The 15,806-nt window shown below is 63.8% G+C and carries 14 protein-coding genes; 2 read left to right on the top strand and 12 right to left on the bottom strand.

What is annotated here, in order from left to right; all coding sequences use genetic code 11:
- Positions 1-31: 31 nt before the first annotated feature.
- The 7 genes from acpP to ACI48I_RS06800 all read right to left on the bottom strand — a co-directional run bounded on the left by acpP (position 32) and on the right by ACI48I_RS06800 (position 5,279).
- A complete protein-coding gene (gene acpP, locus ACI48I_RS06830; RefSeq protein ID WP_020653257.1) occupies positions 32-271 on the bottom strand; it encodes an acyl carrier protein in 240 nt (79 codons plus the stop codon).
- Positions 272-452: 181 nt separating this feature from the next.
- On the bottom strand, positions 453-1,190 hold the full coding sequence (fabG, locus tag ACI48I_RS06825; protein ID WP_193685172.1) for a 3-oxoacyl-ACP reductase FabG: 738 nt from the start codon (positions 1,188-1,190) through the stop codon (positions 453-455).
- Between the two features lie 31 nt (positions 1,191-1,221).
- The gene (gene fabD, locus ACI48I_RS06820; RefSeq protein ID WP_498573704.1) at positions 1,222-2,160 is read right to left on the bottom strand and encodes an ACP S-malonyltransferase; all 939 of its coding nucleotides are present in this window, start codon (positions 2,158-2,160) and stop codon (positions 1,222-1,224) included.
- Positions 2,161-2,193: 33 nt separating this feature from the next.
- Positions 2,194-3,177 (bottom strand): beta-ketoacyl-ACP synthase III, encoded by a 984-nt coding sequence (locus ACI48I_RS06815; RefSeq protein WP_193685170.1) that lies wholly within the window; start codon positions 3,175-3,177, stop codon positions 2,194-2,196.
- A 28-nt stretch (positions 3,178-3,205) separates the two neighbouring features.
- A complete protein-coding gene (plsX, locus tag ACI48I_RS06810) occupies positions 3,206-4,231 on the bottom strand; it encodes a phosphate acyltransferase PlsX (RefSeq protein WP_498573703.1) in 1,026 nt (341 codons plus the stop codon).
- Between the two features lie 188 nt (positions 4,232-4,419).
- A complete protein-coding gene (rpmF, locus tag ACI48I_RS06805) occupies positions 4,420-4,602 on the bottom strand; it encodes a 50S ribosomal protein L32 (RefSeq protein ID WP_028104096.1) in 183 nt (60 codons plus the stop codon).
- 179 nt (positions 4,603-4,781) lie between these two features.
- Positions 4,782-5,279, bottom strand: a complete 498-nt coding sequence (locus tag ACI48I_RS06800; RefSeq protein WP_193685168.1) for a YceD family protein — start codon at positions 5,277-5,279, stop codon at positions 4,782-4,784.
- A gap of 192 nt (positions 5,280-5,471) precedes the next feature.
- Here ACI48I_RS06800 and ACI48I_RS06795 point away from each other — a divergent pair, with 192 nt between their 5' ends.
- On the top strand, positions 5,472-6,074 hold the full coding sequence (locus ACI48I_RS06795; RefSeq protein ID WP_193685167.1) for a Maf-like protein: 603 nt from the start codon (positions 5,472-5,474) through the stop codon (positions 6,072-6,074).
- Positions 6,075-6,089: 15 nt separating this feature from the next.
- Positions 6,090-6,839, top strand: a complete 750-nt coding sequence (locus tag ACI48I_RS06790) for an SAM-dependent methyltransferase (RefSeq protein ID WP_498573702.1) — start codon at positions 6,090-6,092, stop codon at positions 6,837-6,839.
- Positions 6,840-6,897: 58 nt separating this feature from the next.
- Here the strand turns inward: ACI48I_RS06790 and ACI48I_RS06785 are convergent, their stop codons facing one another.
- The 5 genes from ACI48I_RS06785 to clpB all read right to left on the bottom strand — a co-directional run bounded on the left by ACI48I_RS06785 (position 6,898) and on the right by clpB (position 15,803).
- Entirely contained in the window at positions 6,898-8,169 is a 1,272-nt protein-coding gene (locus tag ACI48I_RS06785; protein WP_498573701.1) for an EAL and HDOD domain-containing protein, read from the bottom strand.
- A 280-nt stretch (positions 8,170-8,449) separates the two neighbouring features.
- Positions 8,450-9,748 (bottom strand): 23S rRNA (adenine(2030)-N(6))-methyltransferase RlmJ, encoded by a 1,299-nt coding sequence (locus ACI48I_RS06780; protein ID WP_227496407.1) that lies wholly within the window; start codon positions 9,746-9,748, stop codon positions 8,450-8,452.
- 166 nt (positions 9,749-9,914) lie between these two features.
- Entirely contained in the window at positions 9,915-11,213 is a 1,299-nt protein-coding gene (aceA, locus tag ACI48I_RS06775; RefSeq protein ID WP_498573700.1) for an isocitrate lyase, read from the bottom strand.
- A 462-nt stretch (positions 11,214-11,675) separates the two neighbouring features.
- Complete coding sequence (locus ACI48I_RS06770; RefSeq protein ID WP_193685163.1) at positions 11,676-12,881, bottom strand: MFS transporter; 1,206 nt, start codon at positions 12,879-12,881, stop codon at positions 11,676-11,678.
- A 309-nt stretch (positions 12,882-13,190) separates the two neighbouring features.
- Positions 13,191-15,803, bottom strand: a complete 2,613-nt coding sequence (gene clpB, locus ACI48I_RS06765) for an ATP-dependent chaperone ClpB (protein ID WP_193685162.1) — start codon at positions 15,801-15,803, stop codon at positions 13,191-13,193.
- Between the last annotated feature and the right edge of the window lie 3 nt (positions 15,804-15,806).

Below are 15,806 nucleotides of genomic sequence, written 5' to 3'. Positions count from 1 at the left end.
TCTCCCGAAAACTAAAACAGCTTAGGCCCGCTTAGGCCTTAACGTGCGCGGTCGCGTAGTCGATCGCCTGCTTGACGGTGGTGATTTTCTCAGCCTGCTCGTCAGGGATTTCCATTTCGAACTCGTCTTCCAGGGCCATCACCAGCTCAACGGTGTCCAGGGAATCGGCGCCGAGATCGTCAACGAACGAGGACTCGATTTTGATGTCGGCTTCTGCAACACCCAGTTGCTCAGCGACGATTTTTTTAACGCGTTGTTCGATATCCGACATGTTATGGCTCCATTAGGTATGTGTTGCGGAAAGTGCGCGCATTTTATCAGGTTTGCGCGCTGAAAAACTATTTTCGGCGTCTGACGCTAATTCAGCCGAAACTCCTGCTAAAAGATGAGATTCTGCCGTGATGTAAATGGGGCGAAATTCAATCGTACGCCCCGTGCCGGCAGACTTTCAGTCAATTCATGTACATGCCGCCATTCACGTGCAGCGTGGTACCGGTGACATAAGCCGCGGTCGGACCGGCCAGGAAAGCCACCGCATGGGCGATGTCTTCCGGCTGGCCGAGACGGCCCAGCGGGATTTGCGTGAGCAGCGCTTCGTGCTGGCCTTCGCCCAGACCCTTGGTCATGTCGGTATCGATGAAGCCCGGCGCGACGCAATTGACGGTGATGTTGCGGCTGCCGATTTCGCGTGCCAGTGCGCGCGTCATGCCGGCCACGCCGGCCTTGGCGGCGGCGTAGTTCATCTGGCCCGGGTTGCCGGACGAACCGACGACCGAGGTGATGTTGATGATGCGGCCTTGCTTGGCCTTCATCATGCCGCGCAGCACGGCGCGCGAGAGGCGGCCGACGGCGGTGAGGTTGGTCGCGATGACGCTGTCCCATTCCTCGTCCTTCATGCGCATGGCCAGGTTGTCCTGGGTAATGCCGGCATTGTTGACGAGGATGGACAGGCTGCCGAAGCCCTTCTGCACCTCGTCGATGACGGCCGTGCAGCGCGCTGCGTCGGTGACGTCGAGCACGAGGCCCTTGCCTCCGAATTCGGCCAGGTATTCGGTGATGGCCGCCGCGCCGGATTCGCTGGTAGCGGTGCCGACGACTTTTGCGCCTTGACGGGCCAGTTCGAGAGCGATGGCTTTGCCGATGCCGCGCGAGGCACCGGTGACGAGAGCGACTTGGTTCTCCAGATTCATTCTGTTCCTTTACTTGAAACGATGTTGACGCTCAGGCGCCCTTGACGGCTGCCAGCACGCGCTCGAGCGCGGCCTGGTCCGTCAGGGCTTCGCCGACGAGCACCGGATCGATGCGTTTCGCCATGCCGATCAGGGTCTTGCTCGGGGCGCATTCGATGACTTGCGTGACTCCCTCGGCCGCCATTTTCTGCATGGTCTCGACCCAGCGCACCGGGCCGGCTGCCTGGCGCACCAGGGCATCCTTGATCGCCTCCGGGTCTTTCAGGATAGCCACGTCGACGTTGTTGATCAAATCGATACGCGGCGCATTGAAACTCAGTTTTTCCATGTACTCGCGCAGGCGGTCCGAAGCAGGCTTCAGCAGCGAGGAGTGGAACGGCGCCGAGACGGCCAGCTTCATGGCGCGCTTGGCGCCCTTCGCCTTGGCGATCTCGCAGGCGCGGTCGATCGCGGCGGCGTGGCCGGCGATCACGATCTGGGTCGGCTCGTTGAAATTCACGGCTTCGACCACGTCGCCCTGGGCTGCCTCGGCACAGACGGCGCGCACGTCGTCAGCGGACAGACCGAGCACGACGGCCATGCCGCCCTGCCCGACCGGCACCGCTTCCTGCATCGACTGGGCGCGGAAGCGCACCAGCGGCACCGCGTCCTTGAAATCGATCACGCCGGCGGCTACCAGGGCCGAGTATTCGCCGAGGCTGTGGCCGGCCACGATGGCGGGCACGGGGCCACCGGCCGCGATCCAGGCGCGGTACACGGCCACGGCGGCGGTCAGCATGACCGGCTGGGTGTTGGTGGTGAGGTCGAGGTCTTCCTTCGGGCCTTCGGCGATCAGCTTGCCGATGTCCAGGCCGAGGGCATCGGATGCCTCGGCGACGGTCTGCTCGACCACGGCGTTACCGGCGAAGCCGTTCAGCATGCCGACCGCTTGCGCGCCCTGGCCGGTGAACAGGAATGCGAATTTGCTCATCTTGTTATGTTCCTCGTATTGAAGCTTACTGCGTTACATGCGCGCGAGGACGGCGCCCCAGGTAAAGCCGCCGCCGACGCCTTCCATCAGGATATTGTCGCCTGCTTTGATGCGACCGTCGCGCACGGCAAGGTCGAGCGCCAGCGGGATCGAGGCGGCCGAGGTATTGCCATGCTCGTCGACGGTGACGACCATGCGCTCGAGCGGCAGGCCGAGTTTCTTGGCCGTGCTCTTCATGATGCGGATATTCGCCTGGTGCGGGATCAGCCAGTCGACATCGGATGGCGCCATCTGGGCCGCGTCCAGCACTTCGGTCGCGACTTCTTCGAGCACGGTGACGGCCAGCTTGAACACGGCCTGGCCATCCATGTGCAGGAAGCCGCCGCTGGCCGGGCTGCCGGCCGGGCTCGGCGGGATCGACAGGATGTCGGAATGGGTACCGTCGGCGTGCAGCTTGGCGGCCAGGATGCCCGGCTCCTGCGAAGCGCTCATGACCACGGCGCCGGCGCCGTCGCCGAACAGCACGCAGGTGGTGCGGTCTTCGAAATTCAGGATGCGCGAAAACACTTCCGAACCGATCACCAGCACCGTCTTGTGCATGCCGGCCTTGATGAAGGCGTCGGCGGTCGCAACCGCGTAGACGAAGCCGCTGCAGACGGCCTGCACGTCGAAGGCGGCGCTATGGTTGGTCATGCCGAGCTTGCGCTGGACGATGCAGGCGGTGCTCGGGAAGCTGCCCTGGAAATCCGGCGTCGAGCTGGCCACGATCACCATGTCGATATCGGTTGCGCTCTTGCCCGCAGCCTCGAGGGCGCGCTGGGCCGCTTCGACGGCGAGGTCGGACGAGTTCTGGTCGGCCGCTGCATAGTAGCGCGCGGAAATGCCGCTGCGCGAGCTGATCCATTCGTCCGAGGTCTCGATGCCCTTGGCGGCCAGTTCAGCCGCCAGTTCGTCGTTGCTGACCCTGCGCGCAGGCAGGTAGCTGCCGGTGCCGATGATTTTGCTGTAGACAGTCATTGCGATTCCACCCGAGTTCCGTCGTCAATCAAACCTGGCGCTGGGCGTCAGGCGTGTCTGGCATCAGCTCGGCGATCATCGCCGAGAGTTGCTCTTGTACATTATATTTCGCCGCGTCGAAAGCGCGCTTGATTGCCCACTCGAAAGCGTACGCATTCGCGCCGCCGTGGCTCTTGAACACCAGGCCCTTCAAACCGAGCAGGCCGGCGCCGTTATAGCGTTCCGGGTTCAGTTTTTTCAGCGCGCCGCGGGCGATCAGTGCACCCAGCATCGAGAGCCAGCTTTGCTTGAACACCGACTTCATGTAGCGCGACAGGCCTTCGATGGCTTTCAGCGTGACATTGCCGACGAAACCGTCGCAGACGACGACGTCGGTCGTGCCCTTGAAGATATCGTTGCCTTCGACGTTGCCATGGAAATTCAGGGAGCCGCGCTCGTGGTCGGCGCGCAGCAGCAGCGCCGTTTCCTTGACGACGTCGTTGCCCTTGATCTCTTCGGTGCCCACGTTGAGCAGGCCGATGGTCGGTTTCTTGACCCCTTCCATGGCCGAGAACAGGACCGAGCCCATGATCGCGAACTGGTGCAGGTGGTGCGGGCTGCAGTCGACGTTGGCGCCGAGGTCGAGCATGTAGGTCGGGCCGTTCTTCTGGTTCGGCAGGATCGAGCAGATCGCCGGACGGTCGACGCCGGCCATGGTCTTGAGCACATAGCGCGAGACGGCCATCAGGGCGCCGGTATTGCCGGCGGACACGCAGACATTGGCCGTGCCGTCCTTGACCAGCTCGACCGCGACGCGCATCGAGGAATCTTTCTTGCGGCGCAGCGCGACTTCGACCGGATCGTCCATCTCCACCACTTCGGAGGCGTGCTTGATGGTCACGCGCGGATTGGTGTCGGCGTGGTGTTTTTTCAGTTCGGCGCGCAGCGTCTCTTCCAGGCCGACGAGGATCAGTTCGGCTTCGGGCTGCTGCTTGAGAAAGGACAGGGCTGCTGGAATGGTAACGGAAGGACCGTGGTCTCCGCCCATGCAGTCGATGGATATTTTAATTGTCATCTGTGGGGGTAATACCGCGACTCACACGACGGTGGCGGCAAGGTGCATGCGCGCGTCGGCGCGATGCCGGTCCGGGACAGCAACCGTGTTGGTGCGCAAAAATCGGCGACCGGGGACAAAGAAAAAGCGGCGCCACGCACTCAACATACGTTGCACCGCTTTCATGGTACAGAAAAACAAGACGGCGATTACTCGTCGTTCTTGGTCTTCAGGACTTTGCGACCACGGTAGAAGCCGTTCGGGCTGATGTGGTGACGCAGGTGGGTTTCACCGGTCGTCGGCTCGACTGCCAGGTTAGGGGCAACCAGGAAATCGTGCGAACGGTGCATACCGCGCTTCGATGGGGACTTCTTATTCTGCTGAACTGCCATGATGACTCCTAATACTAAAGTTCTAAAATTCTAACACAATCGATTTGCAAAAACATGCACATCGAGTATCCCACCGGCAACCTCACGATTGCCGGAATATTTGAAACGCTGCCCTGACATACTCGACTGTGCGCGCGTTTGACTACAACTGCTTACTACGACTTATTTGCCAATTCGGCTTATTCGGATTTCAGGTTCTTCAAGCCGGCGAACGGCGATACCTTTTCAGACTTCAGGGTGTCGAGCAGCGTGGTGCTCGGACATACCTCGTGTTTCGGCGCCTGCGGCAGGGCCAGCAGCGCTTCGTCCTCGAGCAGCTCGCGGATATCGGCAGTGTGGCTGCCGACGATCACGTCGATGCTTTCATCGTCGAGGACTTCTTCCATCCCGTCCGCTTCCTCGTCGTCGCGCCCCAAGACCAGCTGGGTCGACGAATCGATGCGGTAATCAAACGGGGCCAGGCAACGCTGGCATACCAGCTGGACCGGACCGGCCACCGACAGGGTCATCGTCGGATAGCCTTGCGGGGTTACACCACCCTGGATCGACCAGGCGATCTCGCCACTGGCGTTGGCGCAGTCGGCGGCAAGGCGGGTCATTTCCGTGACCGGGGTCACCCCTTCGCGATAGCCGCCAGTGCGGCAGAACTCAAAGGCGTCGATGACAAAAGCGCTCATTGCAGAAAACGTCCCCGGAAAACCTGCGATAATAACAGGGTTATCCTCGCGCAGTCAAAGACTTGCGCGTTTTTTTGGCCCTGGCGCCGCCCATCTGTTGCGGCGCGCCACGGCCCGGCGCCTGCGCTGGCCCCTTCATGGGCACTGCCTGCCGGGACTGCTTTTCCTGTTCAATTTTGCTGAAGCGCGCACATGATACCAAGTTCTTCCACGCCGCGCCTGATCCTGGCCTCGAGTTCCAGTTATCGCCGCGAGCTGCTGGGGCGCCTGCACCTGCCCTTCGAGGCGATCGCACCCCATATCGACGAGACGCCCCTGGCCGGCGAGGCACCGCAGGCGACCGCCCTGCGCCTGGCGCGCGCCAAGGCCGAGGCGATCGCCCTCCGGCATCCGGGCGCGCTCGTCATCGGCTCCGACCAGGTCGCCACGCTCGATGGCGAGCAGATCGGCAAACCGGGCGACCATCCGCGCGCCCTGGCCCAACTGCAGACGATGCGCGGGCGCGAAGTCGTGTTCCATACGGCCTTGTGCCTGTGGGACGGCCGCGACCACAGCGCCCAGGTGGAAAATATCCAGGTTTTCGTGCGCTTTCGCGATTTGCCCGATGCCGAGCTCGACGCCTACCTGCGCATCGAGCAGCCCTACGATTGCGCCGGCAGCGCCAAGAACGAAGGGCTGGGCATCGCCCTGCTGGAACGCATCGACTCCTCCGACCCAACCGCCCTCACCGGCCTGCCCCTGATCGCCCTGACCGGTATGCTGCGCCGCGCCGGCGTGGCATTTTTCGGCATTTAACTTATTGATTGACTCATGCCCGGCACCCTTTACCTGATTCCGAACACCCTTGGTCCAACCGACGCCGCACCCGGCGCCCTCTCCCACGTCCTGCCCGGCCAGGTGCAGGCGCTTACCTCGCAACTGAGCTATTTCGTCGCCGAAAACGCGAAGACGGCGCGCGCCTTCCTCAAGCTGGTCGCGATCGATCATCCGCTGGCGAAACCGCTGCAGGAAATCCGCATTGCCGAACTGAACGTCAACACGCCGGCCGCTGCATTAACGCAATTGCTCGAGCCCTTACTGGCGGGCGAAGATGCGGGACTGGTTTCGGAAGCCGGCGTGCCGGCCGTGGCCGACCCCGGCGCCGATCTCGTGCGCCTGGCGCACCAGCATGGGGTGACGGTGCGGCCGCTGGTGGGGCCCTCCTCCCTGCTGCTGGCCGTCATGGCGAGCGGGCTGAACGGACAGAGCTTCGCCTTCAACGGCTACCTCCCGACCGATGCGGCGGCGCGCACCAAGCGCATCCGCGAACTGGAAGCGCGCTCGCGGGGTGAAAAGCAGACGCAGTTGCTGATCGAGACGCCGTATCGCAACGGGCAAATGCTGGAAGCGCTGGTGGCGAGTTGCCAGCCGGGAACGCTGGTGTGCGTCGCGACGGATTTGTCGCTGCCGACGGAATCGGTGCGCACACTGACGGCGGCGAAGTGGAAAGCGCAGCTGGCGGCCGGGAAGATGCCGGAGTTTCACAAGAAGCCGACGGTGTTCCTGTTTCTCGGCCAGTAAGCCAGGGTGAACGCCCCGTCGTGGGGCCGGCATGAGGCCATCGGCCTCATGCGGATGATCACGCCGCGTCGTGCACCAGCTCGCTCACCCAGTCGAAGGCAGCCAGCTCGATCTCGCGCACCTGCTTCGAGGTCAGCCCGAGCCGGCGCAGGGCCTGGGTAAAGCAGCGCCCCGTATCCGCCTTTTCCAGGCGCTCGACGACGTCGAGCATGGCGCCCAGGTCCCCTGCCCGCTCCAGCAACGCGGCGCGCACGTCGCTGGCGAGTTCGACGTTGTCCAGGATGTCGGCCATCGGCATCGAGAACAGGGCGTCGGCCAGCGACATGATGCCGACCGTGAAGGCGCGTTCGGCGCCGCTCACATCGAGCGGGTAGACCTCCAGCGACATCAGCTCGAGCAGCTTGCCGCGCGTGGTGGCCAGTTGCAGCAGGGGCGAAGCGAGCTCGACTTGGCTACCGGGCGCAGCGAACATCAGGATCTGCAGCCAGCGCCGCAATTGTTTGCGGCCGAGCTGGGTCAGCGCCTCGGCCACGGATTCGATGCGGCGCTCGGGGCCGGCGGCGCGGCTGTTCACCAGGCGCAGCAGGTTCAGGCTGATCAGCGGGTCGCGCTTGACGGCGGTTTCGATCGTCGCATCGTCGGCGTCGGAATTGATCAGTTCGAGCAGGTGCAGGATCACCAGTTCCGAGGGCGTGATCTTGCGTCCGCTGAGGATCACCGGGCGCGCAAAATAATATCCCTGGAAGTAGTCGAAGCCGAGCTCCATGCACAGGCGGAATTCCTGCTGGGTCTCGACCTTTTCCGCGAGCAGCTTCTTGCCGCTCGTGCGCAGCGACGCGCACAGGTGGCCCAAGGCCTCGGGCGCGACGCCCTGCAAATCGATCTTCACCACATCGACCAGTCCGAGCAGCTTCTCGACCTCTTCGCTATGGTCGATGACGTCGTCGAGCGCGAACTTGAACCCGAGTTCCTTGAGCTCGGCCACACGGGCCAGCAACGGCTCTGTCGGCTTGACGGTTTCGAGAATTTCGAGGATAACCTTATGTGGCGGCAGGAAACGGACATAGTCGTCCATCAGGACCACTTCGTCGACGTTGACGAATGCCAGATTATTACCAACAACTTGCTCGAGTCCGAGCTGGGAAGCGTGAGAGATGACCGCAGCGGTGGCCGCCGCGCCGTCGGTCAGACGTGCGTCGTCGTGCTCGCCTGCTGCACGAAAGAGCAGCTCGTAAGCAACCATATGCTGGTCGCGTCCCAGAATGGGCTGGCGCGCCAGGAAAAATTCGTCGGCCGGTACCGTCGATACCGGCCTTGCTTTGGCAAGCATGTACACTCCTGAAAACCCTTATTGCCCCATAGGCGCGGCAAGGCAAACGCACGGTTGCGCACCTACGGCGACTATACACTATCGCGCCAATCTTTACATTTTTACATCGAAACGAACGCACAGCCGCGTTGCGCAAATGGTCCGGATTGTATGGATATCAATGCGTTAACGGGCATCTGGCCAGCAGGTTGACGGGCTCGGCCTTACAGCGACGGCGCCAACCGGACCGGACGCGCGTGGCGGACGCGTGTTGTAAGGCGGGGCGACTACCCCTGCCCGCTCAGCGCTTGCGTGGACGCGCCGGTCCCGTGCCTGCGGTTGGACGTCCCGAGCTCGGGCGGCCGCTGGCCGCGCGCTCCGGCCGTGCACCGGCAGCTTTCGGACGCTCGTCCGCATAGCGTGCGCGCGGCGCCTTGGCCGCATTCCCGGCCGGACTGCGCGCCGGGTCGAAACGCTCGTCCGGACGGTCGGCTTCCGGACGCGAGAAACGCTTGGCACGCTCTGCAGCCCCCACCTTGCCGGCGGCGGCGCCATCCGGACGGCGTGCCTCGGCGGGCGCCGCTTCCGCGCGCGGCACTGCGGCCTGGCCCGGCAGGCGCAGGCTGCCGGTGCCCGACAGCGGGCTGGCGCGGCGTGCATTGCCGACCGGCTGGCGGGCTGCACCGCCGGCCCCGACGCGGGCAGCGGCCGCGCCCGTCACCTGGGTGCCGCGTTCGATGACGAAACTGGCGCCCGCATCCTTCCCCAGCACTTTCACCAGATAGGGCATGACTTCGCGCAGCAGGGGTTCGAGCGTGTACGGTGGATTCAGGATGAACATGCCGCTGCTGTGCAAACCAAAACCGTCCGGGCCGGGCGTCGACACGGTCAGGGTCACGTGCAGCCATTCCTTGGCCGGCAGGCGTTTCAGGCGGTCGGCGAACTGGCGCGATTCCATGCGCTGCAGCACCGGATACCAGATCGCGAAGATGCCGCTCGGGAAGCGCCCGAGGGCCTCTTCCACCGCGTCCTTGACCTTGCGGTAGTCGTCTTTCATCTCGTAGGGCGGGTCGATCAGCACCAGCGCGCGCCGCGATGGCGGCGGCAGCAGCGCCTTCATGCTCATGAAGCCGTCGCCGCGCTCGATCATCACGCGCTTGCCGCGCGACCGCTCGCCCTGCTCCGCCTTGTGTGCTTCCGCCTTGCGGAAATTGTCCGCGAGGATTTTGCTGTCGGCCGGATGCAGCTCGAACAGGCGCAGGCGGTCGTCCGGCCGCGTCATCTGGTCGGCCACCCAGGGCGAACCCGGGTAGTAGCGCATCTTGCCGCTCGGGTTCATGCCCTTCACCAGGTCGACATACTCGGCGAGCGCCGGCGGCAGGTCGGTACGGCCCCACAGCGGGCCGATGCCCGTGTCGAACTCGGCGTTCTTTGACGCGAAGCTGCCGTCGAGCGCATACACGCCGGCACCCGAGTGGGTATCGATATAGGTGTAGGCAGTGTCCTTCTGATTCATGTACTGATGCAGTTGCACCTGGACGAAATGCTTGAGGACGTCGGCGTGGTTACCCGCGTGGAAGGCGTGGCGGTAGCTCAACATAAGGGGGATTCCAATCTAATAGGTCAATGCGGCGGCCGCGCAAGGCGGCGCAATTGTCGACATTATCCACTACAACCGCCCGGTGGCCGAAATAATCGGCCTCAAACGAAAAAAGCCGCGGCCTGTTGGCCGCGGCTTTTACCCACTTTTCGTCTGCCCGAGGATATCAGGCGACTTTTTTCTCGTCGAAGAACTGTTCGTCCTCGGTCGAACCGTGCAGCGCCGTGGTCGAGCTCTGGTTCTGCTGGATGGTCTGGGTCACGGCGTCGAAGTAGCCGGTGCCGACTTCGCGCTGGTGCTTGACGGCCGTGAAGCCCTTCTCGGCGGCGGCGAATTCGGCTTCCTGCAGCTCGACGAAGGCCGACATCTGGCGGCGTGCATAGCCGTGGGCCAGGTTGAACATGCCGTAGTTCAGGGCATGGAAGCCGGCCAGGGTGATGAACTGGAATTTATAGCCCATCGCGCCGAGTTCCTTCTGGAACCTGGCAATCGTGGCGTCGTCCAGGTTTTTCTTCCAGTTGAACGAAGGCGAGCAGTTATAGGCCAGCATCTTGCCCGGGAATTTGGCATGCACGGCGTCGGCGAATTTCTTCGCGAATTCCAGGTCCGGCTTGCCGGTCTCGCACCAGACCAGGTCGGCGAACGGCGCATAGGCCAGCGCGCGCGAGATCGCCTGGTCCAGGCCGGCACGCACTTTATAGAAGCCTTCGACCGTGCGTTCGCCGGTGCAGAATTCCTTGTCGTTGTCGTCGACATCCGAGGTCAGCAGGTCGGCCGCTTCGGCATCGGTACGGGCGATCACCAGGGTCGAGGTGCCCATCACGTCGGCCGCGAGGCGCGCGGCGGTCAGCTTCTCGACGGCTTCGCGCGAGGGCACCAGCACCTTGCCGCCCATGTGGCCGCATTTCTTGACCGAGGCCAGCTGGTCTTCGAAGTGCACGCCGGCCGCGCCCGCTTCGATCATCGCCTTCATCAGCTCGAAGGCGTTCAGCACGCCGCCGAAACCCGCTTCGGCATCGGCCACGATCGGCGCGAAATAATCGATGTCGTCCTTGCCTTCCGACCACTGGATCTGGTCGGCGCGCTGGAAGGTGTTGTTGATGCGCCGTACGACCATCGGCACCGAGTTGGCCGGATACAGCGACTGGTCCGGATACATTTCGCCGGCCACGTTGGCGTCCCCCGCAACTTGCCAGCCCGACAGGTAGATTGCCTTCAGGCCGGCTTTCACCTGTTGCATCGCCTGGTTGCCGGTCAGCGCGCCCAGGGCATTGACGAAGGGCTCGTTGTTGACCAGGTCCCACAGCTTCTCGGCACCGCGCTTGGCCAGCGTGTGCTCGATCTGGAGCGAACCGCGCAGGCGTACCACGTCTTCGGCGGTGTAATTGCGGACGACACCTTTCCAGCGTGGGTTGGTGTCCCAGTCGTTTTGCAATGCTGCGATCTGCTGTTCACGCGTTGCCATCTGATTCTCCCGATAATGAAATAGCTGATTGCGAAATGAAATCCGTTGGATAAATCATAGCGCAGCTTGCGCAGCGCACAATCACTCTTATATAAGACATGTAAATATTTTTTTGACCTTAAAAATCAGCCAGTTAATTCAATCGTTCCATGATACGGAACAGAATTTCTCAGCATGAAAGCGGATTTGAGGCATGGTCTGCTGCAGCGTTTCACGCCCTGACGGTGGCATCTCACATGGTGGAAAGCTGCAGCGTCGTTGCAAGCTGCGATTGTTCCGGCTGAGAGATTTGGTGCCAGGTATTCACGATATCCGGCGCTGGAGCCCGGCATATTGAGGACAAGCACTTGCTGCTGGGTGAACTCGCTCTGATCCGCCTGGCGCTCCGGAAGCGCAAGCAAGCGCGTGCAACGGAATAAAAAATGCGGGCCGCGGCCCGCATTTTTTTCGCCCTCCCGACGCTCAGGCCTTGTGCGGCAACGGCGCCCGCCCCTTGCCGCCGGCGCCCACCGCGGTCGCGATCGCCAGCGTCTGGAACAGGGCCACGCCGATGAACAGCCCGGCCGGGTGGCCGCCATCCATCAGCATGCCGAACAGCACCGGGCCGACGGCCATGCCGCTGTCCAGCCCCGAATACACCACGCCGAACACGCGGCCGGTGGCGTTCGGCGGCGCCGCAGCGCGGATCAGCAGATCGCGCGAGGGCCCGGCCACGCCGGTCGCCAGGCCGATCGCCCCCATCACCAGCACCACCAGCGGCCCCGGTACGATCGAGGCCGACAACAGCAGGGCAAGCGCCGCCGCGAACAGGAAACACACCGCGATCGTGCGGTCATGGTTGTGCGCACGCGCGGCCAGGAAACCGCCGGCCACCATCCCTGCCGCCGAGCACAGCATGAAGGTCGTGTAGGCCGTTGCCGCGGTCGGCAGCGAAATGGCGTAGAGCGAGGTCAGGCTGGTCGACGAGAAAGCCTGGATGCCGCCCAGCGCGACCGAGGTGAGGAAAAAGAAGCCGAAGCACATCCAGACCGCCGGCAGGCGCAGGAAACCAAAGGAGCCGCCCGCCGCCTGCGCGCCCGGCTGCGGCGGCGCATTCGTCCCCAGCACGCTGCGGTTCAGGAACAGCGTCAGCAGCATCAGTGCGGGAATGACGGAGGCCGCCAGCAGGGCCACGCGCCAGCTCGAGAGCGTGGCCACGCCCGCCAGGAACAGGGGCGCGGCCGCCCAGCCGATGTTGCCGGAAATGCCGTGCATCGAAAACGCATACGGCAGGCGCGCCTTCGAGACGTTCTGGTTCAGCAGCGTATAGCCGGCCGGGTGGAACACCGCATTGCCGCAGCCGGCGATCAGGGAGCCGAGCAGCAGCATGGCATAGTTGGGCGCGCTGGCCAGCACCAGGGCGCCGGCGCCCAGCAGCGCATGACCGGACAACAGCACACGCCGCGCGCCGACCCGGTCGACCAGGAAGCCCGACAAGGCCTGGCCGACGCCGGAGACGACGAAGAACACGCTCATCAGGAGCCCCAGCTCGGCATACGAAAGGGTGAACGCCGACTTCAGCCAGGGGAACAGGCCGGCCAGGATCAGGTGATAGAAGTGGGAGACCCCGTGCGAGACGCCGACCAGGGCGATCACGCGCGCGTCCTGGCGCAGGCTTGTTGTGCTCATGGTGTTGTTCGTTGAGATACGAAAAAGACCAGTGTAGTCAAAACCAGCAAGGTTTGCTGGCGCGGGGAATGTCGATGAGCCCGTATTTACACCTGACGGTAGTGCACCGTAGGGTGGGCTCTCGAGCCCACGCGTCGCAGCGCCCGCATCTCGCACTGCTTCGCCCAGCGCCAAGGTACGGACAGCGACACTGTCGCGTAGCAGGCGAGGCCGCAACGCGTGGGCTCGGGAGCCCACCCTACGTTACACAACGGCAAACGAAAAAAAAGGGGCGCATCGCTGCGCCCCCTTCCTTTCCGCGGAACCGGCTTACTTCGCCAGCTCCACGCCCTGTTCTTCGCCGAACACCAGCTGGCCGTGCCGCACGCGCACCGGAATCGTGTCCTTCGGCCCGAAGCGGCCCGACAGGATCGCCTTCGACAGCGGATTCTCGATCTGCTGCTGGATTGCGCGCTTGAGCGGGCGTGCGCCATACACCGGGTCGAAGCCGGCTTCCGCGATTTTCTGCAGGGCCTCGTCGTCGATGTCGAGCGCCATCTCCATCTTGGCGAGCCGCTCTTCCAGGCTGCGCAGCTGGATCTTCGCGATCGCGCCGATGTTCTTCTCGTCGAGCGCGTGGAACACGACAATATCGTCGATCCGGTTGATGAACTCCGGACGGAAGTGTCCGCGCACCTCGGCCATCACGGCCATCTTCACCACCGCCGGCTCGTCGGTGTCCATCGACTGGATCTTGTGGGAACCCAGGTTCGAGGTCATGACGATCACCGTGTTCTTGAAATCCACGGTGCGGCCCTGGCCGTCGGTCATGCGGCCGTCGTCGAGCACCTGCAGCAGCACGTTGAACACGTCCTGGTGCGCCTTCTCGATCTCGTCGAGCAGGATCACGCTGTACGGCTTCCTGCGCACGGCTTCCGTGAGATAACCACCCTCCTCGTAGCCGACATAGCCCGGCGGCGCGCCGATCAGGCGGGCAACCGAATGCTTCTCCATGAATTCGCTCATGTCGATGCGGATCATCGATTCCTCGGTATCGAACAGGAACGAAGCCAGGGCCTTGCACAGTTCCGTCTTGCCGACGCCGGTCGGGCCGAGGAACATGAAGGAACCGTAGGGGCGGTTCGGGTCCGACAGGCCGGCGCGCGAGCGGCGGATCGCGTCCGACACCGCCTCGATCGCCTCGTCCTGGCCGACCACGCGCTCGTGCAGCTTTTCCTCGATGTGCAGCAGCTTGTCGCGCTCGCCCTGCATCATGCGCGAGACCGGGATGCCGGTTGCTCGCGAGACCACTTCGGCGATCTCTTCGGCGCCGACCTGGGTACGCAGCAGCTTCGGCTTTTCGGCTTCACCATCGGTCTGGTTCGCAGCTTCCTCCGCATGCTTCAGTTGCGCCTCGAGTTCCGGCAGGCGCCCGTACTGCAGCTCCGAGACCTGCTGCCAGTTCGACTGGCGCTTGGCTTCCTCCATCTGGTGGCGGATGCGCTCGATCTCTTCCTTGATGTGGGTCGTGCCCTGCACAGCCGCCTTTTCCGCCTTCAGGATTTCCTCGTAGTCGTTGTACTCGCGCTCGAGACGGGCGATTTCCTCGCCGATCAGTTCCAGGCGGCGCAGCGAGGCCTCGTCGGTCTCCTTGCGCACTGCTTCGCGCTCGATCTTCAGCTGGATCAGGCGGCGTTCGAGCTTGTCCATGACTTCCGGCTTGGAGTCGATCTCGATCTTGATCTTCGAGGCCGCCTCGTCGATCAGGTCGATCGCCTTGTCCGGCAGGAAGCGGTCGCTGATGTAGCGGTGCGACAGCTCGGCCGCGGCGATGATGGCGGCGTCGGTAATTTCTACCTTGTGGTGCAGCTCGTACTTCTCCTGCAGGCCGCGCAGGATGGCGATCGTCGCCTCGACGCTCGGCTCGTCGACCATGATCTTCTGGAAGCGGCGCTCGAGGGCGGCGTCCTTCTCGACATATTTACGGTATTCGTCGAGCGTGGTCGCGCCGACGCAGTGCAGCTCGCCGCGCGCCAGGGCCGGCTTGAGCATGTTCCCCGCATCCATCGCGCCCTCCGCCTTGCCGGCGCCGACCATGGTGTGGATCTCGTCGATGAAGACGATGGTCTGGCCCTCGTCCTGGGCCAGTTCCTTCAGCACCGATTTCAGCCGCTCCTCGAACTCGCCGCGGAACTTGGCGCCGGCCAGCAGGGCCGCCATGTCGAGCGACAGCACGCGCTTGCCCTTCAGGGAATCGGGCACCTCGCCGTTCACGATGCGCTGGGCCAGGCCTTCGACGATCGCCGTCTTGCCGACGCCCGGCTCGCCGATCAGCACCGGATTGTTCTTGGTACGGCGCTGCAGGACCTGGATCGCACGCCGGATCTCGTCGTCGCGGCCGATCACGGGGTCGAGCTTGCCGAGGCGCGCCCGCTCGGTCAGGTCGAGCGTGTATTTTTTCAGCGCCTCGCGCTGCCCTTCGGCATCCTGCGAATTCACGTTCTCGCCGCCGCGCACCGCCAGGATGGCCGATTCGAGCGATTTACGGGCCAGGCCGTGCTCGCGCGCCAGGCGGCCGGCGTCGGATTTATCCTCGGTCAGCGCCAGCAGCACCATCTCGCTCGACAGGAACTGGTCGCCGCGCTTCTGCGATTCGCGGTCAGCGAGGTTGAGCAGCGAAACGAGATCGCGCCCCACCTGGGTCTCGCCGCCGGTGCCGGAGACTTTCGGCAGGCGTTCGAAGGAATTTTTCAGCGCATTGGTCAGGGCGCCGACATTCACGCCGGCCCGCTGCAGCAGCGAACGGGCGCTGCCGTCGTCCTGGTTCAGCAGGGCGACCAGCAGGTGCACGGGTTCGATGTATTGGTTGTCGTTGCCGACCGCCAGGCTCTGCGCATCCGCCAGCGCTTCCTGGAGCTTGGTCGTCAATTTGTCTTGCCGCATGTT

This window comes from Massilia sp. LXY-5 (assembly GCF_059801075.1).
This window is presented reverse-complemented; position numbering and strand designations above follow the sequence as displayed.

Coding starts and splice junctions, on each gene's coding strand:
- acpP (WP_020653257.1), bottom strand. CDS start 271: ATGTCGGATATCGAACAACGCGTTAAAAAAATCGTCGCTGAGCAACTG.
- ACI48I_RS06790 (WP_498573702.1), top strand. CDS start 6,090: ATGCCCGGCACCCTTTACCTGATTCCGAACACCCTTGGTCCAACCGAC.
- aceA (WP_498573700.1), bottom strand. CDS start 11,213: ATGGCAACGCGTGAACAGCAGATCGCAGCATTGCAAAACGACTGGGAC.
- ACI48I_RS06785 (WP_498573701.1), bottom strand. CDS start 8,169: ATGCTTGCCAAAGCAAGGCCGGTATCGACGGTACCGGCCGACGAATTT.
- ACI48I_RS06815 (WP_193685170.1), bottom strand. CDS start 3,177: ATGACTGTCTACAGCAAAATCATCGGCACCGGCAGCTACCTGCCTGCG.
- rpmF (WP_028104096.1), bottom strand. CDS start 4,602: ATGGCAGTTCAGCAGAATAAGAAGTCCCCATCGAAGCGCGGTATGCAC.
- fabG (WP_193685172.1), bottom strand. CDS start 1,190: ATGAATCTGGAGAACCAAGTCGCTCTCGTCACCGGTGCCTCGCGCGGC.
- plsX (WP_498573703.1), bottom strand. CDS start 4,231: ATGACAATTAAAATATCCATCGACTGCATGGGCGGAGACCACGGTCCT.
- clpB (WP_193685162.1), bottom strand. CDS start 15,803: ATGCGGCAAGACAAATTGACGACCAAGCTCCAGGAAGCGCTGGCGGAT.
- ACI48I_RS06770 (WP_193685163.1), bottom strand. CDS start 12,881: ATGAGCACAACAAGCCTGCGCCAGGACGCGCGCGTGATCGCCCTGGTC.
- ACI48I_RS06780 (WP_227496407.1), bottom strand. CDS start 9,748: ATGTTGAGCTACCGCCACGCCTTCCACGCGGGTAACCACGCCGACGTC.
- fabD (WP_498573704.1), bottom strand. CDS start 2,160: ATGAGCAAATTCGCATTCCTGTTCACCGGCCAGGGCGCGCAAGCGGTC.
- ACI48I_RS06795 (WP_193685167.1), top strand. CDS start 5,472: ATGATACCAAGTTCTTCCACGCCGCGCCTGATCCTGGCCTCGAGTTCC.
- ACI48I_RS06800 (WP_193685168.1), bottom strand. CDS start 5,279: ATGAGCGCTTTTGTCATCGACGCCTTTGAGTTCTGCCGCACTGGCGGC.